The following is a 20,203-nucleotide window of genomic DNA, read 5'->3' on the forward strand; positions in this document are numbered from 1 at the left end:
ACAGAAACGATGCGGGCCGCCGCGGCCACCAGGTTCGGCGGGATCGAGGTCCTGGACGTGGTGGAGCTGCCGATCCCGCAGCCGGGACCCGGCCAGGTCCGGGTGCGGGTGCGCGCGGCCGGGATCCAGCCCTTCGACCTCGCGGTGCGCGGCGGCTGGACCCCGCCGTATGGCTCGGTGGAGTTCCCCCAGCCGCTGGGCAACGAGTTCGCCGGGGTGGTCGACGCGGTGGGGGAGCAGGTCGACACGATCGAGGCCGGCGCGGAGGTGCTGGGCTTCTCGGTGCTCAACGCCCAGGCCGAGTACGTGGTGGTCGGCGCGGACGCGGTCACCCCCAAGCCACCGGAGATGCCCTGGGAGGTCGCAGGCGGCTTCACCGCGGGCACCCAGACCGCCACCCTGGCCCTGGACCAGCTCGACCTCAAGCCGGGCCAGACCCTGCTGGTGCACGCCGCGGCCGGTTCGGTGGGCACCGCCGCGGTCCAGCTGGCCCAGCTGCGCGGCGCCAAGGTGATCGGCACCGCCAGCCCGGTCAACCAGGACTACCTGCGCTCCCTCGGCGCGACCCCGGTGATCTACGGCGAGGGCCTGGCCGACCGGATCCACCAGCTGGCCCCCGGCGGGGTGGACGCGGTGCTGGACGGAGCCGGGGGAGCGGCCCTGGACCTGTCCCTGGCGCTGGTGGCACCGGCGAAGATCGTCACCCTTGTTGACCACGACCGAGCGGCTGACCTGGGAGTTCAGCTGGTCTACGGCACCAGGTCGGCGGAGCGGCTGGCCGGGCTGGCCCAGCTCTACGCCGAGGGCAAGCTCAAGTTCCCGGTGCGCCGGACCTACTCGCTGCACGAGATCCAGGACGCGCACCGCGAAGTGGCCACCGGGCACGGCCGCGGCAAGGTGGTGCTGATCGTCGGCTGACTCAGCCGGTGGCGAGGCGGCGCGCGGCCTCCCGGATGGCCTCCCGGTGCCGGGCGACCCGCGCTGCCTCAGCCTCATCGTCTGGCTGCGGGGCGCCGAAGTGGGTGAACCAGGCCATCGCCAGCCCGATCACCAGGATCAGCAGGTCCTCCGGATCCAGCCCGGTGGCCAGGTCCGCCTCCGCGAGGGGCTGCTGCTTGTAGGCCAGTTCCGCGGTCCGCTCCTCGGCGGTCATCGGACGTTCCAGCTGCCGCCAGGCGTTGAGCCGCAACACATCCGGATTGGCCAGCAGCGCGTCGAACAGGCCGACGGCGTAGCCGGGCAGGTCATCGGGGGTGAAGGGGACCAGGTCGGAGATGACCGCGGTGGAGCGGGCCAGCACGAGGTCGAACAGCTCGTCCTTGTTGCCGAAGTAGACGTAGAGCAGCCGCTTGTTCGCCTTGGCCTGCTCCGCGATCCGGTCCACCCGCGCCCCGGCGATGCCGTAGCGGGTGAACTCGGCCGTGGCCGCCTCCAGCAGGCGGGCCTTGGTCGCGGTGGAGTCCGGTGGCATGGCGGGAGCATACCGGGCGAAGGGCGGTAACTAACCAGTTATGGACAGCCGGGCCAGCGCTGTGCTTCTCTGTAACTACCCAGTTAGGTACCCGCTTGGAAGAGGTCCCCATGGCACCCCGCACCTGGTTCATCACCGGCACCTCCACCGGCTTCGGCCGCCTGCTCACCGAAGCCCTGCTCAAGCGCGGCGACCGGGTCGCGGCCACGCTGCGCCGCCCCGAACGGCTCGACGAGCTCGCCGCCGCCCACCGCGACCACCTGTGGGTGCGCCGCCTGGACGTCACCGACACCGCCGAGCTGCGCACCGTGGTGCAGGCCGCCTTCACCGAGCTGGGCCGCATCGACGTGGTGGTCAGCAACGCCGGTCACGGCGTGCTCGGCGCGACCGAGGAGTTCACCGACGAGCAGGTCACCCGCCAGCTCGAGACCAACCTGCTCGGCTCCATCCAGCTGGCCCGCGCCGTGCTGCCGCACCTGCGCGCCCAGGGCGGCGGCCACCTGGTGCAGCTCTCCAGCATGGGCGGGCAGATGGCCATCGCCGGCTCCAGCCTCTACCACGCGAGCAAGTGGGGTATCGAGGGCTTCTACGAGAGCCTCGCCCAGGAGGTCGCCCCGTTCGGCATCCACACCACCCTGGTGGAACCGGGCGGCGCCGCCACCGAGTTCGTCACCACCGGCATGGCCGTGGCCGACCCGCTGCCCGCCTACGCCGACGGCCCGGTCGCCGAGCTCCGCGCGATGCTGGCCGATCCCGGCGGCTACCCCTTCGCCGATCCGGCCAAGATGGTCGAGGCGATCATCGACGCCGCCACCGCCGAGCACCCGCCGGCCCGCCTGCTGCTCGGCGCGGACGCCTACCGGGCGGTCACCACCGCACTGGCGGCCCGCCTGGCCCAGGCCGAGCGGCAGCGGGACCTGGCCAGCGCGGTCAGCTCATGAGGCGGGCAGCGGCCGCTCGTCGACCACCCGCTTCATCACCAGCGTCGAGTTCAGCCGCTGCACCCCCGGCAGCGCGGAGAGCACGTCGTCCTCCAGCTGCTGGTAGGCGGCCAGGTCGGCGGTGACGATGCGCAGCAGGTAGTCCGGATCGCCGAAAAGACGTTGCGCCAGCAGGACGTTCGGGATGTCCGCCACCGCGGCCTCGAAGGCCAGCAGGGTCTCCCGGTCCTCCTGGCGCATCGTCACGAACACCAGCGCCTCGAAGGTCAGCCCCAGCGCCGCCGGGTCCACCACCGCCCGGTAGCCGCGGATGGTGCCGTCCAGCTCCAGCGCGCGCAGCCGCCGGTGACAGGGCGAGACGCTCAGCCGCACCCGCTGGGCCAGCTCGGTGAGCGTCAACCGCCCCTCCGCCTGCAACACCGCAAGAATCTGCCGATCAACCGCGTCCACGGAGAAGATTCTTCCACTGATAGCCCCTGAGCTGGCAATACTTGGAAGCACCTTCGGTCACTTCGCGCATAGCTTTCTGGCATGCCAGCCAGCAACCTCCTCGCCTTCTGGGCCGTGGCCGCCCTGCTCATCGCCGTGCCCGGCGCGGACTGGGCCTTCGCCATCGCCGCCGGTCTGCGCCGCCACGCCTGGGCCGCCGCGACCGGCATCACCCTCGGCTACCTGGCGATGACCGCGGTGGTCGCCGCGGGCCTGGGCCTGCTCATCACCAGCACCCCGGTCGCGCTCACCGCCCTGACCGTCACCGGTGCCTGCTACCTCGCCTGGCTGGGCGTGCGGACCCTCCGCGACCCCAGCACTCCCACCACCTCCGGGGACACCGCGACCAGCCCCCGGCAGACCGTGGCGCAGGGCTTTGCCGTCAGCGCGCTCAACCCCAAGGGCCTGCTGGTGTTCGTGGCCCTGCTCCCGCAGTTCACCACCCCGGCCGCGCCCTGGCCGATCCCGCTGCAACTGGCCGCCCTGGGCCTGGCCTTCACCGCCACCTGCGCCGTGGTCTACCTGGGCGTGGCCGCCACCGCGCACGCGGTGCTGCGCGCCCGGCCCTCGGCGGCCAGGGCAGTCTCGCGGGTATCCGGCGCTTCCATGATCGTCATCGGGGCGGCGCTGGTGCTGGAACGCGTCATGACATGATGCGCGGACCGTGATCAATCCTGGCGTCGGGGGGACGTTGACGGTGACCTCGCCGGAACCGGCCAGCGCGGCCGAACGACTCCTCGGCCGCCCGATGCCGGCGGACCGGCTGCGCGGCTGGCTGGTCGCCGCGGTGCTCGCGGTGCTCGGCGGGATCATCCGGTTCCAGAACCTGGGTACGCCCACCGATCCCAGCGGCACGCCGGTCTTCGACGAGAAGTACTACGCCGTGCAGGCCTGGCAGATGCTGCGCAACGGCTGGGTCGAGGACAACCCCGGCTTCAACTGGACCGTGCACCCGCCGCTGGCCAAACAGCTCATCGCGCTCGGCGAGCTGATCTTCGGCTACAACGGCTGGGGCTGGCGGTTCGCCGCCGCGGTCGCGGGCACGCTGATGATCCTGCTGATCGTCCGGATCGCCCGGCGGCTGACCCGCTCCACCCTGCTCGGCGGCCTGGCCGGCGTCCTGCTGATCTGCGACGGCGTGCTGCACCTGATGAGCCGCACCGCGATGCTGGACATCTTCCTGGCGCTGTTCGTGCTCATCGCCTTCGGCTGCCTGCTGCTGGACCGCGACCAGGTTCGCCACCGCCTGGCCGCCGCCGTCGGCGAAGGCTGGGCGACCCAGACCCCGCACGGCCCGCGGCTGGGCTTGCGCTGGTGGCGCTTCAGCGCGGGCGTCTCGCTCGGCCTGGCCTGCGGGGTGAAGTGGGGCGGCCTGTACTGGATCGCCGCCTTCGGCCTGCTCACCGTGTGCTGGGACGCCACCGCCCGCCGCGCCGCCGGGATCACGCACCCGTGGACCGGCGCGCTGCGCCGCGATGTGCTGCCCGGCCTGTGGTCGCTGCTGCTCATCCCGGTGCTGGTCTACCTGGGCACCTGGTGGGCCTGGTTCGCCAGCGAGACCGGGGTGAACCGGCACCTGCTGTCCACCGCGCTGAGCTCGCTCTGGCAGTACACCGTCGACGTCTTCCACTTCCACCAGGGCCTGGTCACGCCGAAGGACAAGCCGCACCCGTGGGAGTCCAAGCCGTGGAGCTGGCCGATGGGCCTGCGGCCGATGCTCTACTTCTTCGACGGCTCGGCCACCGGCTGCGGCGCGACCACCTGCGTGCGCGCGACCATGCTGATCGGCACCCCGGCGATGTGGTGGCTGGCGTTCCCGATGCTCGCCTGGGGCCTGTGGCGCTGGCTCGGCCACCTGGACTGGCGCTACGGCGCGGTCCTGGTCGCCTACCTGGCCGGGCTGCTGCCCTGGTTCCTGAACCTGGACCGCCAGATGTACTTCTTCTACCTGACCCCGGTGGCCGCGTTCCTGGTGCTGGGCCTCATCCTGCCGCTGGGGCAGATACTGGGCTCGGCGCGCGAGGGGCACGAGCGGCGGGCGACCGGCCTGTTGGTGGTCGCGCTGTACGTGGGCCTGGTGGTGGCCAACTTCGTCTGGCTGTGGCCCATCCTCAACGGCGAGCCGATCACCGAGGCCCGCTGGCAGGCCGAGCTCTGGCTGCCGTCCTGGCGCTGAGCCCGACCAGCCGATCGGCTGATCCCCGGCTCAGCCCCTGGACCGGCAGACCGGTTGATGTGCGCCGGGTCGCGCCGCTGGGACGGTGCAGGCATGACAGAGCCAGCACGCAACCAGCTGAGCCGCCGGACCCTGCTCGCCGGCGCGACCGCCGTGGCAGGCGGCACCCTGGCCGCCGGGACGGTCGGGCACGCGGCCCCCGAGCCCGCCGAGTTCGGCCCGGTGCGCATCCGGCCCGGCGACCCGCGCTACGAGAACCTGTTGCGTGGCAACAACTTCCGCTTCGCCGGACAGCCGGAGGAGATCCGGGTGGTCAGCTCCGCCGAGCAGGTGGTGCGCGCGGTCGCCGAAGCGGCGCGCACCGGACGCCGGATCGCGCCCCGCAGCGGCGGGCACTGCTTCGAGAACTTCACCGCAGACCCGCAGGTGCGGCTGCTGCTGGACCTCTCACCGATGGACGAGGTCGGCTACGACCCGGCCATGAAGGCCTTCGCGGTGCAGCCCGGCGCGACCCTCGGGCAGGTGTACCGGCGGCTGTTCCAGGGCTGGGGGGTGACCATCCCCGGCGGCAGCTGCCCCGCGGTCGGCGCGGGCGGGCACTTCGCCGGCGGCGGTTACGGCGCGCTGTCCCGCCGGTACGGCTCGGTGGTGGACCACCTCTACGGTGTGGAGGTCGTGGTGGCCGACCGGGACGGCACCGCCCGCGCGGTGGTCGCCACCCGCGAGCCGGACGACCCGAACCGGGAGCTGTGGTGGGCGCACACCGGTGGTGGCGGCGGCAACTTCGGCGTGGTCACCCGGTACTGGCTGCGCTCACCAGGGGCCACCGGCGAGCCCTCCCGGCTGCTGCCGCCCTCGCCCAGGACGATGCTCGAACGAGTGGTCTCCTGGGGCTGGGCGGGCCTGACCGAGCAGGCGTTCACCCGGCTGCTGCGCAACTTCGGCCGCTGGCACGAGCGCAACAGCGAACCCGGCTCGCGCTCGGCCGGGCTGTACGCGATCTTGCTGCTGTCCCACCACAGCGCCGGGTACTTCTCGCTGGCCATGCAGATCGACGCGGACCTGCCCGGCGCGGAGGGCCTGGTGGCCGAGTTCCTGGCCGCGGTGACCGAGGGCACCGGCCTCACCCCGATCGACGACCGCCACCAGCGGATGCCGTGGCTGCACAAGATGACCTGGCCGGGCACCGGGGAGGCCGGTGACGCCGCCGCCCGCCGGTACAAGAACAAGGCGGGCTACCTGCGCCGCTCGCTGACCGACCGGCAGCTGGCCGCCGTGCACCACCACCTGGCCAAGACCACCGCCACCCCGGCCGCGACGATGCTGCTCATCGGCTACGGCGGCCAGGTGCGGTCGGTGTCGCCGGAGGCCACCGCGATCGCCCAGCGCGGGGCGGTGATGAAGGCGGTCTACAGCACGACCTGGACCGACGAGGGCCAGGACGAGACCCACCTGGCCTGGATCCGCGCCTTCTACCGCGACGTCTACCTCGACACCGGCGGCGTGCCGGTGCCCGGCGAGGTCAGCGACGGCTCCTACATCAACTACCCGGACAACGACCTGGCCGACCCCGCGCACAACACCTCCGGGGTCTCCGCGCACACGCTCTACTACCGGGACAACTACCCGCGCCTGCAACGGGTCAAGGCCTGCTGGGACCCGCGCGGGATCTTCCGGCACGCCCTGGGCGTCGAACCACCCGCCTGACCGGCGACCATGGTCACGACGAGAGGAGCGCGGATGGCCGGCGCACTGCCGTACACCCTGCTGGCCGCGCTGGCCGCGGGCACGGTGGCGATCAGGTGGTCCAACGGCCAGTCCCCGGCCGTGGACCTGGCGCTGTGCGCGCTGGCGGCGGCCTGGATGCTCTGGCTGCACACCCTGCATCCGGCCTGGCGAAGCCGTCCGAGGGTGATGGCGGTCTTCGTCGCCGGGCTGATCGTGATCATGGCGGTGCTGGTGGTCCGGGCGCCGTGGTTCGGGCTGTTCACCCCGGCCGGCTATATCTTCGCCTTCCGGGTGCTGCCCTGGCCGGGGCGGCTGGCCGGGGTCGCCGGGGTGGCCGTGGTGGCGGGCACCGCGCAGTCCTACGCCCTGGAGCTCGACACCGCGACGGGGCTGCTCTTCTACCTCATCGTGGTGGCCGCCAACGCCATTCCCCTGTGCGGTTTCGCCTGGTACGCCGAGCGCACCGACCGGCGCAACGAGGAACGCCTGCGGGTGCTGGCGGAGAACGCGGCCCTGCACGAGCAGCTGCTCGTGCAGGCCAAGGCGGCGGCGGTGCACGAGGAGCGGGAGCGGATGGCGCGGGAGATCCACGACACCCTGGCCCAGGGCCTCACCGGCATCATCAGCCAGCTCCGCGCCGCCGAGCACGCCGATCCGGCGAGCTGGCGGCGGCACGTGGCCACCGCGACCGGGCTGGCCAGGGAGAGCCTGGCCGAGGCGCGCCGCTCGGTGCACGCGCTGCGCCCGGAACCGCTGCGCACCGCGCGTCTCGGCGAGGCGCTGACCAGCGTCGCGCAGGACTGGTCGGCGCTGCACCTGGTCCCGGTCCAGGTCACCACCACCGGCACGGCCCGGCCGCTGCCGCAGGAGGCCGAGGTCGCGCTGCTGCGGGCCGCCCAGGAAGCGCTGACCAACGTGGCCAGGCACGCGCGGGCCAGCCGGGTGGGCGTGACACTGTCCTATCTGGAGGAGGAGGTGGCACTGGACGTGCGCGATGACGGCGGCGGTTTTGACACCGCCCGGCACAGCGCCGGGTTCGGGCTGGTCGCGATGCGGCAGCGGATCGAGGGCCTGTCCGGCACGCTGCTGGTGGAGTCCGAGCCGGGCGCGGGCACCGGCATCTCGGCCAGGGTGCCGGTCTCGTGATCAGGCTGCTGGTGGTGGACGACCACCCGGTGGTGCGGGACGGGCTGATCAGCATGTTCGCCCGCGAATCCGACTTCGAGGTGGTCGGTGAGGCCGCCGACGGGGCCGAGGCGGTCCGGCTGGCCGGGACCCTGCGGCCCGAGGTGGTCCTGATGGACCTGCGGATGCCCGGCCTGGACGGGGTGGCCGCGACCAGGCAGCTGGCCGGGACCGGCGCGCGCGTGCTGGTGCTGACCACCTACGACACCGACAGCCACGTGCTGCCCGCGATCGAGGCAGGCGCCACCGGCTACCTGCTCAAGGACGCGCCGAGGGAGGAGCTGCTGCGGGCGGTGCGCGCCACCGCACGGGGCGAGGCGGTGCTCGCGCCCTCGGCGGCGGCCCTGCTGATGAACCGGGTGCGCGCCACCGCCAGCCTGCTCAGCCAGCGGGAGCTGGAGGTGCTCCAGCTGGTGGCGGGCGGGGCGACGAACCGGGAGGCGGCGGCGAAGCTGTTCATCACCGAGGCCACGGTCAAGTCCCACCTGCTCAACATCTACGGCAAGCTCGGTGTCGGCGACCGCGCCGCGGCGGTCTTCGAGGCGTTCAACCGAGGTCTGCTGGTGCCGAAGTCGCCGTGACCGCACGCAGGAACTCCGGCATCCGCAGCCTGGCCGGCTCCTCGTCGGCGGTAGATCAAGGTCACCGGGACACGAGCCGGTCGATGAGGTCCAGCAGGGCCGCGGTGTCGCCGACCGGGCCGTTGAGGATGATCTTCATGCTGGCCCGCTCCTGGTCGTAGTAGGTCTGCACGCGCATGGCGGGCTCGGTGAAGTCGCGGCCCTGCAGGGAAGCGGTGAGCGCGCCGCTGACGGTGCTCATCAGCTCGAAGCTGATCGCGTCGATCTGCACCACGGTCGAGGCCTCGGCGCGCCGGTGCCGGGCCGCGGTCTCCCTGGCCGGTGGTTCGGCGGCGCGGCCGGTGAGGGCTTCCAGGTCCCGGCGGGCGATCCGGTACTGCTTGCCGATCCGGACCGCTTTGAGCCGTCCCTCGCGCACGTAGTTGCGCACGGTCTTGACGTGCAGGCCGAGCACGTTGGCCACGTGCTCCACGGTGTACAGCTCGTCGTCCACGAACACTCCCTAGGTTCCCTTACCTGCGCAACCATAGCAGCTGGAGGGAAGAATAGGGAGTGATAGGGAACCCTGCGGCGCTGTTGGTGGCCATTCGATGAATTCCCGTGGTCGGACTGCTCCGAGCCGGTGCCGGACGTGGTGGCCGGGCCGCACGGAGCGCGAGAATGCCCCCTACCGGCAAGAATGTTCCGGCTGGGGCTGATAACTCCCCGAACGAGGCTGAGGACCATGACCAAGAAGGACGACGCCGTCCGCACCGCGACCGGCCGCGACTGGACCGAGTGGCTGTCCCTGCTGGATGCCGCGGGCGCCGCCGAATGGGACCACAAGGGCATCGTCAAGCACCTGGCCGCAGACTACCCGCAGGTCAGCAGCTGGTGGCAGCAGTCGATCACGGTCGCCTACGAGCGCGCCCGCGGCAAGCGCGCGATCGGGGAGACCGCAGGCGGCTTCCAGGTCGGCGTGCAGCGCAGCGTCGCCGCCGGCGCCGACGTGGTGTGGAAGGTGCTCACCGAACGGCCCGAGCTGTGGCTGGGCGGCCCGGTGCGCTTCGAGCCGGGCAACCAGTACGAGGGCGGCGGGGTCAGCGGCGAGATCAGGGTGGTCAAGCCAGTCGACCGGGTCCGCCTCACCTGGCGGCGCACCGGCTGGGACACCCCGGCCACCGTCCAGGTCAGCCTGCTCGGCGAGGGCGGGACCACGGTGCGCGCCCTGGTGGAGAAGCTGCCCGACGCCCAGTCCCGGGAGTGGGCGCGGGAGCAGTGGCGGATCGCGCTGGAGCGCATCGCCGCCGAGGCAGGCTCCTAGGCCGTGTCGTCACAGCCCCGCCCGCGGTAGCCGCGCCGGTTCGGCCGCTGGCGGCACGGCCGGAACGCCCGAATACGTCCGGTATGAGGCGACCCCACGGCGACAGGGTGCCGTGGCTGGTGTTTCCGCAGGCTGTCGTGGGGGTCAGACAGTATCGGCGACGTTTTGCCAGGGCCAGGGGGGAACAGGTTCCCCCCTGGCCTCGGTGAAACCCCGGGACTGTCGGTCCCCTCGGATAGCCTGGGAAAACGGTGACCTTGCGCGCGGGTGCGTAGAGGGAGCCCACTCGGTGACCACCCGCACCGCCAGCAAGACCAGCAAGACCAGCAAGGCCCGCTCCAGCAGCAGGCCGAAGAAGCGCAAGAACCACCAGTCCCCGGCCTCGAAGGCTGCCCCCGGCCACGGCTGGGTGGAGCTGAAGGACTCCGGCAACTACGCCGGGCGGTACTCCGACCCCACCACCGGCAGGAAGCCGAGCAAGACCTTCCAGACCGTGGCCGAGGCTGACGCCTGGCAGATCGCCATGCGGCATGAACTGCACGGCACCTACGCCGCAGTCGGGATCAAGCTGCCAACCTTCCGGCGCGGCGCTCCGGACTTCAAGGACTTCTGGCCGACCTGGCTGGACAACCACCCCACCGAGTCCGTGGCCACGCGCCGGACCTACCGCGACAACGCCAAGATGCTGGAGAAGTTCTTCGGCGAGATGCGGATGGACCTCATCACTGAAGATGACGTCCGCAGGTGGCTGCGCGAGGCCCGGGAAGCCCACAAGCCCGACGGCACCCGCAAGTGGGCCGACAGCACGCTCAACACGCGGTGGAAGGTGCTCAAGCAGATCCTGGCCGCAGCGGCCAAGGCAGAGCTGAGGCACGGCAACCCGTGCGACGACCTGAAGGCACCGATCCCGGAGGACAAGCCGTTCCGGGTGCTCACCGAGCAAGAGCTGTGCCTGGTGCTGGTCTACCTGCCGCAGTGGCTCTGGCTCGCCGCGCTGATCGCCTACGACACTGGCCTGCGCGCAGGCGAGGTGCTGGGGCTGCGGTGGGCCCGGCTGGAGCTGGATGCGCTGGGGCGCGAGGTGGTCACGGTCGCCGAGGTCATGCAGTGCAACAACACGCTGCGGCACTACCCCAAGGGGAAGAAGGTCGCCACCATCCCCCTCACCGCTCGGGTTGCTGAGGCGCTGCGGGAGTTCCGGGGCACCGGGGTGAACAGGAAGTCGTTCCACGAGACGGTGTTTGTCGACCCGAACGGCAAGCCGGTGACCTATGACCGCCTCAAGGCGGAGTGGAACCGGGCAGTCAAGAAGGCCGGGCTGGCTGGCCACGACAACCAGAAGCCGACCTTCCACGACCTGCGGCACAGCTTCGCGACCAACCTGGCTCGGGCCAACGTGCCGTTCTACGCCATCCAGGCAATGATGCGGCACGCCAAGGCCGACCACACCATGCGCTACATCCATGCCGCCGGCGGGGACGTGCTGCGCTCCTACCTGGACCAGATGCACGCCCTGCCCAGCGCCCCGGCGTCGACCGCTCCGGAAGACCTGCGCACGCTTATCGAGCCGTCCACGGCTATGGTCGCGCCGGTGCAGCGTCCCCGCGAGGACGGGACCAGGGCGGAGTCCCGCCGCCCCGGCGACCGCCGCACGGCCGCGAACAACAACCCCGGTCGCGGTGTGCGCCGTGGTGCTGCCGGTGCTCGTGGTCCTGCCCGCCGGGCGGCGGTCAAGGTGGCTGGGCGGCGGTAGCGCCTGGCGCTGACGTCACGCGCTGGCAGGCCCCCGGTAGTGGCCGGGGGTCTGCCAGCCCTCGCTGTCGGTCTCGTCGTCGGCGTCGATGGCGAGGCGGTTCAGCGTCACCAGGCCATGGCGGCCTTTCAGCCTGCTCCAGGTGCTCTTGCGCGCCTTCGCGGCGTTGTGCAGGGCTACGTCGATGATGAGTTCGACAACGTGTTCCAAGGCTGGCTGGTCGGGGACCAGCATGCCTGGTGCGAAGCGCAGTTCCATCTGGCCATCCGCGCCGATGTCCGCGCTGTAGGGCACTTCCAAGGCTGGATCGAACCGCACGCGCGGCGGCGTGATCATCGGTGTCCCCCTCCCGCACGGCTCTGTCCGAACCGTGCCGCTTGACCCGGGTTCGGCTGGCGCTCCCCAGACGCCTGCCGGCGGCTTCGCCCCGGGCGTGCGCTCCCCCCATGGGAGCGTTTGCTCATCCGTCTACCTCTGGTGATCGCCGCTCCGTACCCGGTCGTTTCACCAGCGCAGAGGAAGCAACCTACGGCATGACGCGGCCCCCGATCTACGAAATGAAATTTGCAGATCGCAGAGCGGGAGGTCAAGCCCCAGTAGCGCGCGCGTCGGCGTAAGCCTCCAGGGCCTTCACCCAGGCCGCCTGCTCCGCCGCATCCTCCAGGCGGGCCAGCGCGCGGAGCGCACGCCGTTGCAGCGGAGTGAGGCCGTCCGGCGGCTCGACCGTGATGCCGCTGTGGCGGGCGAATGCCTCCATGACCTTCGAGACCGGCAGCTTGAGCGCTGCGGAGATGTCCTCGACCTTGTCCGGAGCGGGCCGGTGGAGCTTGTCCTGAACCTCTTCCTTGAGGTAGTAGCTCAAGGTGTTGGCGGGAACTTCGGCCTCGCGCACCGCCTGGGCTGCGGAGATCCGCAGTTCGGCCAGCCTGTCTGCGATCAACTGCGCGACCGCGGACCTGTACTTCCGCCCGTTGGCCACCTAGCCCCCTTCATCTGGCCCCGTCCGGCCGGTCCTGCGCCTGTTGCTCCGCGTCGCCGGGCCTGGTCCCGTGCTGGCGCGGTTCGCGCGATAGCCGCGCGTCATTGTTTCTCCAGCCCCTTGTGTTTGCCTGACGCCTGCGCGGCAGGCGAACACCGGCGCGTCGACTACACGTATGCGGCAGACCGGCTGGCGTTACTCGGGCCTGGTAGACCCCCGCCGGTGCGTTGCACAGGCGGGGCGCACACCTGCGCACCGTACCGGGTTGAAGATCGCGACACATCGCGCCATAAGACGACAGTTCCGGTCGATTTATTGACAGGTCAACTGTGGGGAGTGCACGGTGGTGAGGGTGACCGGAGCACGGTCAGCGGGGTACGCAGGAAGAACCCTCCCGCGAACCGACACCGCACCCGCGCGCACAGCCCACCGCCTGGACTGACCCCGCGCGCCGTGCTCCGGTCACGCCGCAAGGTTTCCGAACGAACGGAGCGGGCATCAGCCGGTGCCCGCCAAGGGGGGCAACCGGCGTTGAGCGCCACAGCACACGATCCGCACCGGGAGTACAGCTACGCCGAGGCTGCCGCGCGGCTGGGCCGCTCGGTCCGCACCATCCAGCGCTACATCGCCAACGGTGACCTGGTGGCCAACCGGGGAGCGGGCAGGCCGACGGTGAGCCAGAAGCACATCGACGACTTCCGGGCCCGGCGCAATCGCAACGGAGTCAGCGCGGCCGCAGCCGCGCGCCGCGCCAAGCCCAGCCCGTAGCCCTCGTTCGGGCAGCACGCCACGGAGCACCTGCCCGTGGCACACCCATGTGATCACACCTGCCGTCAGGGGAGGCGGCTTCACCATGCCGGAAAAACGCAGCTCCGCACACGACCAGTCCACCGGCTCGGACGAGCTGACCCAACAAGAACTGGCCACCGCGCTGGATGACTGGTGGCGCAGGTACCGCCGCTACGCCGGCCCCGAGGAGGCCGAGCTGGACCCGGCGACCGCGCAGTGGCTGGCGAGCATGGCCGAGCCCAAGGCCCGCCCGCGCACCCACCAGCCGCGCAGGCGCTGCCGGGTTCTCGTGCGGGAGACCACCACGGTCACGGAAGTCGCGCTGACCCCGCTGGTCACCACCTACGTGGTCGAGGTCAGCACCGCCATCGAGGTGCAGCCGTGCCTGCGGCAATGACACCGCCCCCAGGGGGGCCCGGTCCTGCGGAGCAGTCCGCGGGACCGGGCCCCGCCCGCTTCGGCGCACTGGTCAAGCAGGCGGCCCGCGCCGCTGCGGCAGCACCTTCACGGGATCTGACCGGGGCGGTGTGCGCGCTGCTGATGCTCGATCCCCGGCACCACAACGGCATCCTCGCCGTGATCGAGGCGATCCTGTCCGCCGCGTGGGAACACCCCCGGCACGAGGTCACCGCCAACTCCTGGCGGGACCGGGTACCGGCCTGGGTGCCCGCCCAGCTGCGCGGCGCGGCCACCCGCAAGCTGCTGCACTCCGAGCTCCTGGTGCCCACCGGCCGCTACGAAGCCTGCGCCTCCACCGCCACCGGCCGCAACGGCGGCAAGTTGCAGCCGGTCTACCGGGCCGACCTCGGCCGTCTCGGCCTTCCCGCCGCTCCGGCCTGACCGGCGCTGCGGCACCAAGCCACCCAGCCACGCCACGCCACCCGGCCAGCCGCCACGTGCCGGCCGGGGGCCTCCGCACGCCTTGTTGAGGGAGTCGTTGATCATGTTCTCCGGTCGCGCCCGCACGCAGTCGCCGACCACCAGGGCGACCACCACGCCACCACCTGCCCCCGCGCGCCCCTTGGCCGGCGCGATCGAGCTGCCCGCCAGCACGATCACCCGGGCACGCTCGCGCGCCACGGCGTGCCCCGGGGGCGCGGCGTGACGTTCTTCCCCGTCCCCGACGAGTTCTACCGGGACCCCCAATTCCTCGGCTGGTCCGCCCACGCCTACGCGCTGTGGATGCTCGCCGGCTCGTGGTCCGCCGACCGTACAACCGACGGTTTCGTGCCGACCGCGGCGCTCGCGCTCTTCCCACAGGACGTCTCGGCGGCAGCGGATGAGCTGGTGGAACGCGGGATCTGGCGGCGAGCGCGCGGCGGCTACCAGTACGTCACCTGGCCCGAGGAGTGCTCCCGCGCCCGCATCGAGGCCAAAAAGGAAGCGTGGCGGCAACGTCAGCGCAAACATCGCAGCTCAGGGGCCGCGATGTCACGCGTGACGCACGCCGGGGTCACCGGTGAGTCCTCCGGGGAGTCACCGGCATCCAGTAGTCCAGTAATTCAGAAAGAGAAGAAGAGAACTACGTTCTCTTCTCCCGCCGCACCGAAGCCGCGTCGGGAGGACGTCGAAGCACTCTGTGCCCGGCTCGCTGAGCGGGTCCGGGCCAACGGCGCCAAGGCCACGGTCACCCGTGGATGGCGAGATGCCGCCCGGCTGCTGCTCGACACCGACGAACGTGACCACGACCAGGCCCTGCGGCTCATCGACTGGGCCACCGGGGACAGCTTCTGGTCGGCCACCGTGTTGTCGATGGGCACCTTCCGCCGGCAGTACGACCGGCTGCTGCTCCAGGCCCGGCGGGAACAGCAGGCCCGCCAGCAGACTGCCCGGGTCTCCGACACCGATGCCAACATCGCGCGCCTGCTCGGCGCGGCCGCCGGACAGGCTCCGCGGGCGCTGCCGGGAGGTGCGCGGTGAACGAAGCCGACATCCGGGCCGTGCTCGCCGCGGCCATGGCCTTCGACCACCGCAAGCTCCCCGGGCAGGCCGACATCGCCGCCTGGACCGAGGCCGGTGTGCGCGGAGGGTGGGCGCGGGATGAGGCGGTGGAGGCCGTGGCCGAGCACTACACCCACAGCACGGAGTTTCTCCGGCCCGGCCACCTCACCGCGATCATCCGGCATCGCCGGACCAAGCCGCCGGCGGTGACCGCAGTGGCCGCGCTGCCCGCCACGCCACCGGCTGACCCGGAGCGGATCGGCCGCCTGGTGGCCGAGCTGGGCGCGCGGCTGGGCTGGCGGCGGCCACCGGAGGCCAGCTCGCTGATCGTGGAGTGCCCGGCCTGCCACGCCCGCCCGAAGTCCGCGTGCCGCCGCCGGGTCTTCCGGGGCCCGCACCGGGGCGAGTTCGTGGCCATGAGCGGTGTGCACGCCTCCCGGTCCGAGCTTGCCGCGCGGGCCAGTCCGGCTGGCCACGGCCACAACCATCCACAGTAGACAGTCAGCGAGGAGGACCCCGGATGGCCCGGCGAGCCAGACCGCATCGCTGCCGCACCAGCGCGGCACCGAAGATCATGGACACGATGCTGGTGCGCGGGTGCGTGCTCGGCTGCGACGGCCCGCGCGCCGCAGAGACCGACCTGGGCTGGCACGCCTGCCACACCTGTGCGAACCGGCTCGCCGGGATCCTGCACGAAATCGTGGAGCTGTGGGCGCTGCTGCCGGAGATGATCGCCTCCGGCTCCCTGCCCTCGGACACTGCGCGCGGGGCACCGGGGCCAACACCGGGCAGCCCCGCCCGGCTAGGCGTGATCGCACTGCGGGATGAGCGCACAACCCGGGTAGATGACGGCGACCCGCACAGCGTCCTGGCGATCCTGGCCTCCTGGGCCCAGGCGGTCCAGGAGGAACGCCACCTTCCGCAGCCGCCCGGGCGAGCCAGCGTCAACGGCGCGGCCCGGCTCCTCTCAGCCAACCTCGGCTGGCTGCTCGCCCAGCCCTGGGTAGATGAGTGCGCCTCCGAACTGCGCGAGCTGCACGCCCAGCTGAGCGCGGCCTGCGGCACCCTGCCGCGCACCATCCCGATCGGCCGGTGCCCCACCCCGGTCGACACCGGCGACGGCCACCACGTCCGGTGCGGTGTGCCGCTGCGGGCCGCCCTGGACGCCGATGTCATCCACTGCCGGGGCTGCGACCGGGCATGGCGGTTCACCGAGTGGCCCCAGCTCGCCGGGCGGCAGGCCCGCTCAGGCGCGCGCCTAGGCGGCCCGGCCACCTGCTGACAAGGTGGTCCACCTCACCAAATGTCCACTTGCGATAGTGTTGTGTAACGCGTCAGTATGAAGACGTCCCGCACGGGACACCGGATGGCGGCCGTGGGACCGGCCGCCACACCGGAACGAACCAGGAAAGGACTGCACATGCAGGACCACCGCGCCACCGTGCGCACGGTCTATGTCTGGGTGCCCGAGCGCTACGGCCTGGAGCCGGAGGAGAACTACTACCCCGAGGCCCCTCAGCTTCCGTTCGAGGCGATCCCCGACGCCATCCGCAACATTCCCGCGCTCACCGGGCCGGACTACGCGGCCTGCCACCCGGAGTGGTCGCTGAAGCGCGAGGGCAGCGTCATCACCGTGACCCTGACCTGCCGCGAACCGGAAGAAGGGCGTCAGCGCCACGCCCTGGTCGTCTTCGAGCAGGCCGCCCAGTTCAACCACATCTACCCCAACCCGGTACGCGGCAAGCACTACAAGTACTGGCTGGTCGTGGACAGCCTGGACGCCGAAGGCAGGGTCAGGCACCGCTACCACGGCGCGGCCCTGAACTACGAATACGCCTTCTACCACAACTACCCGGAGAGCTGACGCCGCGCGGGCCCGGGGCCGCGCCGCCCCGGGCCCGCGCGCCCAGTCTCACCACGGATCCCCTTGGGGCAGTGCCGCTTCACGTCACGTTGCCGGACTGCCCTGCCCTTGGCCTTGCGGAAGGCGTGGGACCGCCCCGCAGGGAAACGAACCGATTCAGGGAGAAAACGTTGCCGTACAAGAAAGATGGTGCGCCATCCCACCCGCGCAGCGAGGGAGCGCTGTATCGCGAGGTGGCCGGAAAGCCTCTCTATGAGATGATCTTGACTATCGCCAACGATCTGCACACGGTCCTCGGCACCTCCGAGTGTCACGGGCGCTTCCAGGCTCGCCAGCGGGGGCACATCTTCACCTTCACCCTGCAATGCCAAGACGCCCACCTGGCGAAGTCGCACGCGGAACTCCTCTACTGGCAGGTGTCCTCGTACAACAGCCTCCGCCACTTCCCGGTGGGCACCAGGCACTTCTGCTTCTACGTGGTCGTGGACAGCCTTGACCAGTCAGGGGAGATCCTGCACCGCTACCACGGCGCAACCCCCGGTGGCGGCATCCCGAACTACACCGAAGGCCCGGCGACCTGACCGCGCGATGCGGGGCGAGCAGGCCGATCCAGGCTTCCTCGCCCCGCATCACCGGCGACGTGACCGGCACCACCAGCAGTCCTCTTGCGATAGTGTTGTGTAGCACCACATAATAGAGGCGTTCCGAACGGAACACCAGGCGGCAGGCGTGGGACCGCCCGCCGCAGGGAACGAACCAACGTAAGGACAACAGGAATGCATGACCTGGCAAGCGATCCGCGCCACTTCGGGGTGCTCTACGCCCCGACGGCCTCGGAGAGCCTGGATCTCATCGCTGGGCGGATCTTCGCTGACATCCGCTCTGAGCAAAAGGTTGGCCAGCTTCCGGCCAGCCTGGTCACCTTGGTCACGATCGACGGCAGGGTGATCACCGCAGCCCTGTTCCGTACCTCTGTCGACAACGGCGAGAGCAACGTGCCGGACGACCAGGTGCGCAGGCGGGTCAGGCAGATCATGACCCGCTACAACTGGAGCCACCCCGAGGACGTCAGGGACGTCCGGTTCATCGCGCGGGTCCGCTACACGCGGGTTCGGGGACTGTGGGACGGCAGCTTCCTTGGTGCCGTGATTAGCGGCTGATCAACGCCGGGGTGGCGCATCCCGCGCCACCCCGGCCCTTCCCGTCAAGATCACCGCAGCGAGGAGAAACCCTTGTCCTACAACCCTATGCCTGAACGCTACGTCTTCGAGACCGATGGTGGCTCCTACCCCAACGTCTGCCATCTGCCCCTGCCGGACCTGCTTGAGGAGATCCGGGAGGAGTTCGAGATCACCGAGCGGGAACGCGCGGAGTGTCACCCCGAGTTCGACGTGACGCTGAATGGCGATGTCATCACCGTCGCCACGCGGTGCCGGTTCGCTGAGAAGGCCAAGAAGCACGCGGAGCACTTCTACGCGACGCTGGCCTCATTCAACCGGATTCACCACATCCCGTTGCACGGCAAGCACTACCACTTCTACGCCGTCGTCGACATCCTGGGACCCGATGGTGAGCTGCTGCACCGGTACCACGGCACGGCGATAAGCCCAGATGACGCGTACTACGCGCACGAGTGGCAGCGCTGACGCCGGCTTGACCTGCGGGGCGGTCCTTCGGGGCCGCCCCGCTCTGCGTTCGAAAGAACGTGGCCCAGGTCATCGCTAGTCTACTTGCGACAGTGTGGTGCTACACAACATAATGGAGGTGTTCCGATCGGAGCGCCCGTGCCGGGTGTGGGACCACCCGGCGTGGGGTCAACGAACCAGTGAAACGGATACGCATGCGCATCTACGGCCAGTACGCGGAACAGACCGCGTGGCTCAACCTCAAGGAGATCGCCTACGCGATCGAGATGGACCTGCGCAAGGTGGTCAACGGGGTGATCCAGACCGACGTCATGGCGGTCAAGGACCGGATCACCGTGCTGCTTAGCGGCTTCAACGACTCCGACATCTGGGACGAGCGGCTGCGGCTCACCACCGCGGCTCGCCTGCTCAATGCCAGGGTGCTCGCGGTCATGGGCGCCTACAACTGGGCCAACCTGCATGACCCCAGCGACGTGCGGTTCATCATGCGAGTGGAGCTGGAGAACCGGCGCGGTGCCAGCCTGCTGATCACCAGCAGGCCATTCGGCAGCTGATCGAAGGCGGGGCGGCCGAACGGCCGCCCCGCCGCCGTTCGTTCCACTTGCGGCACTGTCGCGCAACACTACACAATGACAGAGGTGGACCCCGCGCCCGTGGGACCGGGCCGGGGTCCGTGCCCGGCGCGCCACGCGGACCGACGAACCGGCGATCCGGGGCAAACCGAGGCATCCAGGTTAGCAGCGCGCAGGCTGCCCAGGGCGGCTACCCAGGGTGGCCAGGACAAGGAGTGACGCAGATGAGCCGGCAGGTTCAGCCGCAGCCGAAGGCGGAGATGGATGCTCTCGATGACATCCGCGAGCAGCTGAAACGGCACAAGGAGGCCGGGGAGAAGCTGATCGCGGAGCGGAACCGGCGCATCCTGGCCGCCAAGCTCGCCAGCGCCGACATCGTGCACATCGCCAAGCACGTGGGCGTGGACCGCTCCAACATCTACCCAATCCTCAAGGCGCAGGGCTACCAGGTCAACGAGGAACGACCGGCCCCGAAGACCGCGGCCCGCAAGTCGGCCGCCGCCACAGGCAAGCCGCGCGGGTGGAACCGGTGAGCGCGCCAGACCTGGCCCTGCGCGACGGGGAACCGGCGGTCGACGCCGAGGCGCTGGCGACCAAGCTGGGCATCACCGCCACCTCGGTGCGCAGCCGGGCGCACCGGCAGCGCTGGCGCCGCAAGACCATCGTGACCCACACCGGCCGCCGCACCCTGTACTCCATCGCCGACGCCATCGCCAGCATGAGAAAGTGACCCCGGTCACGGTTATTTACCTAGACAAATAGGCTGGCTGCAACTAACCTCGGGT

The 20,203-nt window shown here is 70.9% G+C and carries 27 protein-coding genes; 22 read left to right on the forward strand and 5 right to left on the reverse strand.

What is annotated here, in order from left to right:
• Window positions 1-9 precede the first annotated feature (9 nt).
• Complete coding sequence (locus M8C13_RS06050; protein ID WP_252479536.1) at window positions 10-918, forward strand: NADP-dependent oxidoreductase; 909 nt, start codon at window positions 10-12, stop codon at window positions 916-918.
• Between the two features lies 1 nt (window position 919).
• Here the strand turns inward: M8C13_RS06050 and M8C13_RS06055 are convergent, their stop codons facing one another.
• Window positions 920-1,471 (reverse strand): TetR/AcrR family transcriptional regulator, encoded by a 552-nt coding sequence (locus M8C13_RS06055; RefSeq protein ID WP_252479469.1) that lies wholly within the window; start codon window positions 1,469-1,471, stop codon window positions 920-922.
• 110 nt (window positions 1,472-1,581) lie between these two features.
• On the opposite strand from M8C13_RS06055, the gene M8C13_RS06060 reads away from it, so the two are divergent.
• Complete coding sequence (locus tag M8C13_RS06060; RefSeq protein WP_252479470.1) at window positions 1,582-2,412, forward strand: SDR family oxidoreductase; 831 nt, start codon at window positions 1,582-1,584, stop codon at window positions 2,410-2,412.
• Here the strand turns inward: M8C13_RS06060 and M8C13_RS45320 are convergent.
• Entirely contained in the window at window positions 2,407-2,862 is a 456-nt protein-coding gene (locus M8C13_RS45320; protein WP_252479471.1) for an Lrp/AsnC family transcriptional regulator, read from the reverse strand. The two genes, M8C13_RS06060 and M8C13_RS45320, sit on opposite strands and share 6 nt — an antisense overlap.
• 81 nt (window positions 2,863-2,943) lie before the next feature.
• Here M8C13_RS45320 and M8C13_RS06070 point away from each other — a divergent pair, with 81 nt between their 5' ends.
• From M8C13_RS06070 to M8C13_RS06090, 5 genes are all read left to right on the forward strand, one after another.
• The gene (locus M8C13_RS06070; protein WP_252479472.1) at window positions 2,944-3,555 is read left to right on the forward strand and encodes a LysE family translocator; all 612 of its coding nucleotides are present in this window, start codon (window positions 2,944-2,946) and stop codon (window positions 3,553-3,555) included.
• A 94-nt stretch (window positions 3,556-3,649) separates the two neighbouring features.
• Complete coding sequence (locus M8C13_RS06075; protein ID WP_252479537.1) at window positions 3,650-5,077, forward strand: dolichyl-phosphate-mannose--protein mannosyltransferase; 1,428 nt, start codon at window positions 3,650-3,652, stop codon at window positions 5,075-5,077.
• A 93-nt stretch (window positions 5,078-5,170) separates the two neighbouring features.
• A complete protein-coding gene (locus M8C13_RS06080) occupies window positions 5,171-6,784 on the forward strand; it encodes an FAD-binding oxidoreductase (protein WP_252479473.1) in 1,614 nt (537 codons plus the stop codon).
• Between the two features lie 33 nt (window positions 6,785-6,817).
• The gene (locus M8C13_RS06085) at window positions 6,818-7,951 is read left to right on the forward strand and encodes a sensor histidine kinase (RefSeq protein ID WP_252479474.1); all 1,134 of its coding nucleotides are present in this window, start codon (window positions 6,818-6,820) and stop codon (window positions 7,949-7,951) included.
• Window positions 7,948-8,571, forward strand: coding sequence for a response regulator transcription factor (locus tag M8C13_RS06090; RefSeq protein WP_252479475.1), 624 nt, complete (start codon window positions 7,948-7,950; stop codon window positions 8,569-8,571). Before M8C13_RS06085 ends, M8C13_RS06090 begins: the two co-directional genes overlap by 4 nt.
• A gap of 61 nt (window positions 8,572-8,632) precedes the next feature.
• On the opposite strand, the gene M8C13_RS06095 is transcribed toward M8C13_RS06090, so the two are convergent.
• Window positions 8,633-9,064, reverse strand: a complete 432-nt coding sequence (locus M8C13_RS06095; RefSeq protein ID WP_252479476.1) for a helix-turn-helix domain-containing protein — start codon at window positions 9,062-9,064, stop codon at window positions 8,633-8,635.
• 231 nt (window positions 9,065-9,295) lie between these two features.
• Between M8C13_RS06095 and M8C13_RS06100 the strand changes: the two genes are divergently transcribed.
• Window positions 9,296-9,874, forward strand: a complete 579-nt coding sequence (locus M8C13_RS06100) for an SRPBCC domain-containing protein (RefSeq protein WP_252479477.1) — start codon at window positions 9,296-9,298, stop codon at window positions 9,872-9,874.
• Between the two features lie 289 nt (window positions 9,875-10,163).
• Window positions 10,164-11,627, forward strand: coding sequence for a tyrosine-type recombinase/integrase (locus tag M8C13_RS06105; protein ID WP_252479478.1), 1,464 nt, complete (start codon window positions 10,164-10,166; stop codon window positions 11,625-11,627).
• Between the two features lie 15 nt (window positions 11,628-11,642).
• On the opposite strand, the gene M8C13_RS06110 is transcribed toward M8C13_RS06105, so the two are convergent.
• A complete protein-coding gene (locus M8C13_RS06110; RefSeq protein WP_252479479.1) occupies window positions 11,643-11,963 on the reverse strand; it encodes a hypothetical protein in 321 nt (106 codons plus the stop codon).
• A gap of 250 nt (window positions 11,964-12,213) precedes the next feature.
• Window positions 12,214-12,606: a hypothetical protein gene (locus M8C13_RS06115; RefSeq protein WP_252479480.1), complete on the reverse strand. Its 393-nt coding sequence runs from the start codon at window positions 12,604-12,606 to the stop codon at window positions 12,214-12,216.
• Window positions 12,607-13,137: 531 nt separating this feature from the next.
• On the opposite strand from M8C13_RS06115, the gene M8C13_RS06120 reads away from it, so the two are divergent.
• From M8C13_RS06120 to M8C13_RS06180, 13 genes are all read left to right on the forward strand, one after another.
• Window positions 13,138-13,374: a helix-turn-helix domain-containing protein gene (locus tag M8C13_RS06120; RefSeq protein ID WP_252479481.1), complete on the forward strand. Its 237-nt coding sequence runs from the start codon at window positions 13,138-13,140 to the stop codon at window positions 13,372-13,374.
• Window positions 13,375-13,459: 85 nt separating this feature from the next.
• The gene (locus tag M8C13_RS06125; protein ID WP_252479482.1) at window positions 13,460-13,792 is read left to right on the forward strand and encodes a hypothetical protein; all 333 of its coding nucleotides are present in this window, start codon (window positions 13,460-13,462) and stop codon (window positions 13,790-13,792) included.
• On the forward strand, window positions 13,777-14,235 hold the full coding sequence (locus M8C13_RS06130) for a hypothetical protein (RefSeq protein ID WP_252479483.1): 459 nt from the start codon (window positions 13,777-13,779) through the stop codon (window positions 14,233-14,235). The genes M8C13_RS06125 and M8C13_RS06130 overlap by 16 nt, the downstream gene beginning before the upstream one ends.
• 261 nt (window positions 14,236-14,496) lie before the next feature.
• A complete protein-coding gene (locus M8C13_RS06135; protein ID WP_252479484.1) occupies window positions 14,497-15,315 on the forward strand; it encodes a hypothetical protein in 819 nt (272 codons plus the stop codon).
• Window positions 15,312-15,833, forward strand: coding sequence for a hypothetical protein (locus M8C13_RS06140; RefSeq protein ID WP_252479485.1), 522 nt, complete (start codon window positions 15,312-15,314; stop codon window positions 15,831-15,833). Before M8C13_RS06135 ends, M8C13_RS06140 begins: the two co-directional genes overlap by 4 nt.
• Window positions 15,834-15,856: 23 nt before the next feature.
• Window positions 15,857-16,618 carry a hypothetical protein gene (locus M8C13_RS06145; RefSeq protein WP_252479486.1) on the forward strand — a complete coding sequence of 254 codons (762 nt, stop codon included), beginning with the start codon at window positions 15,857-15,859 and terminating at the stop codon, window positions 16,616-16,618.
• Between the two features lie 138 nt (window positions 16,619-16,756).
• Window positions 16,757-17,200 (forward strand): hypothetical protein, encoded by a 444-nt coding sequence (locus M8C13_RS06150; protein WP_252479487.1) that lies wholly within the window; start codon window positions 16,757-16,759, stop codon window positions 17,198-17,200.
• 257 nt (window positions 17,201-17,457) lie between these two features.
• Window positions 17,458-17,781, forward strand: coding sequence for a hypothetical protein (locus M8C13_RS06155; RefSeq protein WP_252479488.1), 324 nt, complete (start codon window positions 17,458-17,460; stop codon window positions 17,779-17,781).
• Window positions 17,782-17,976: 195 nt separating this feature from the next.
• Window positions 17,977-18,360, forward strand: a complete 384-nt coding sequence (locus M8C13_RS06160) for a hypothetical protein (protein ID WP_252479489.1) — start codon at window positions 17,977-17,979, stop codon at window positions 18,358-18,360.
• 72 nt (window positions 18,361-18,432) lie between these two features.
• Complete coding sequence (locus M8C13_RS06165) at window positions 18,433-18,846, forward strand: hypothetical protein (protein ID WP_252479490.1); 414 nt, start codon at window positions 18,433-18,435, stop codon at window positions 18,844-18,846.
• 194 nt (window positions 18,847-19,040) lie between these two features.
• Complete coding sequence (locus tag M8C13_RS06170) at window positions 19,041-19,400, forward strand: hypothetical protein (protein WP_252479491.1); 360 nt, start codon at window positions 19,041-19,043, stop codon at window positions 19,398-19,400.
• Window positions 19,401-19,642: 242 nt separating this feature from the next.
• The gene (locus M8C13_RS06175; RefSeq protein WP_252479492.1) at window positions 19,643-19,951 is read left to right on the forward strand and encodes a hypothetical protein; all 309 of its coding nucleotides are present in this window, start codon (window positions 19,643-19,645) and stop codon (window positions 19,949-19,951) included.
• Window positions 19,948-20,148: a hypothetical protein gene (locus tag M8C13_RS06180; protein ID WP_252479493.1), complete on the forward strand. Its 201-nt coding sequence runs from the start codon at window positions 19,948-19,950 to the stop codon at window positions 20,146-20,148. The genes M8C13_RS06175 and M8C13_RS06180 overlap by 4 nt, the downstream gene beginning before the upstream one ends.
• Window positions 20,149-20,203: the final 55 nt, after the last annotated feature.

The sequence above is a fragment of the Crossiella sp. SN42 genome (assembly GCF_023897065.1).
Classification (GTDB): Bacteria; Actinomycetota; Actinomycetes; order Mycobacteriales; family Pseudonocardiaceae; genus Crossiella.

Coding starts and splice junctions, on each gene's coding strand:
- M8C13_RS06055 (WP_252479469.1), bottom strand. CDS start 1,471: ATGCCACCGGACTCCACCGCGACCAAGGCCCGCCTGCTGGAGGCGGCC.
- M8C13_RS06075 (WP_252479537.1), top strand. CDS start 3,650: ATGCCGGCGGACCGGCTGCGCGGCTGGCTGGTCGCCGCGGTGCTCGCG.
- M8C13_RS06070 (WP_252479472.1), top strand. CDS start 2,944: ATGCCAGCCAGCAACCTCCTCGCCTTCTGGGCCGTGGCCGCCCTGCTC.
- M8C13_RS06150 (WP_252479487.1), top strand. CDS start 16,757: ATGCAGGACCACCGCGCCACCGTGCGCACGGTCTATGTCTGGGTGCCC.
- M8C13_RS06175 (WP_252479492.1), top strand. CDS start 19,643: ATGAGCCGGCAGGTTCAGCCGCAGCCGAAGGCGGAGATGGATGCTCTC.
- M8C13_RS06085 (WP_252479474.1), top strand. CDS start 6,818: ATGGCCGGCGCACTGCCGTACACCCTGCTGGCCGCGCTGGCCGCGGGC.
- M8C13_RS06110 (WP_252479479.1), bottom strand. CDS start 11,963: ATGATCACGCCGCCGCGCGTGCGGTTCGATCCAGCCTTGGAAGTGCCC.
- M8C13_RS06155 (WP_252479488.1), top strand. CDS start 17,458: ATGATCTTGACTATCGCCAACGATCTGCACACGGTCCTCGGCACCTCC.
- M8C13_RS06125 (WP_252479482.1), top strand. CDS start 13,460: ATGCCGGAAAAACGCAGCTCCGCACACGACCAGTCCACCGGCTCGGAC.
- M8C13_RS06145 (WP_252479486.1), top strand. CDS start 15,857: ATGGCCCGGCGAGCCAGACCGCATCGCTGCCGCACCAGCGCGGCACCG.
- M8C13_RS06060 (WP_252479470.1), top strand. CDS start 1,582: ATGGCACCCCGCACCTGGTTCATCACCGGCACCTCCACCGGCTTCGGC.
- M8C13_RS06170 (WP_252479491.1), top strand. CDS start 19,041: ATGCGCATCTACGGCCAGTACGCGGAACAGACCGCGTGGCTCAACCTC.
- M8C13_RS06160 (WP_252479489.1), top strand. CDS start 17,977: ATGCATGACCTGGCAAGCGATCCGCGCCACTTCGGGGTGCTCTACGCC.
- M8C13_RS06100 (WP_252479477.1), top strand. CDS start 9,296: ATGACCAAGAAGGACGACGCCGTCCGCACCGCGACCGGCCGCGACTGG.
- M8C13_RS06080 (WP_252479473.1), top strand. CDS start 5,171: ATGACAGAGCCAGCACGCAACCAGCTGAGCCGCCGGACCCTGCTCGCC.
- M8C13_RS06050 (WP_252479536.1), top strand. CDS start 10: ATGCGGGCCGCCGCGGCCACCAGGTTCGGCGGGATCGAGGTCCTGGAC.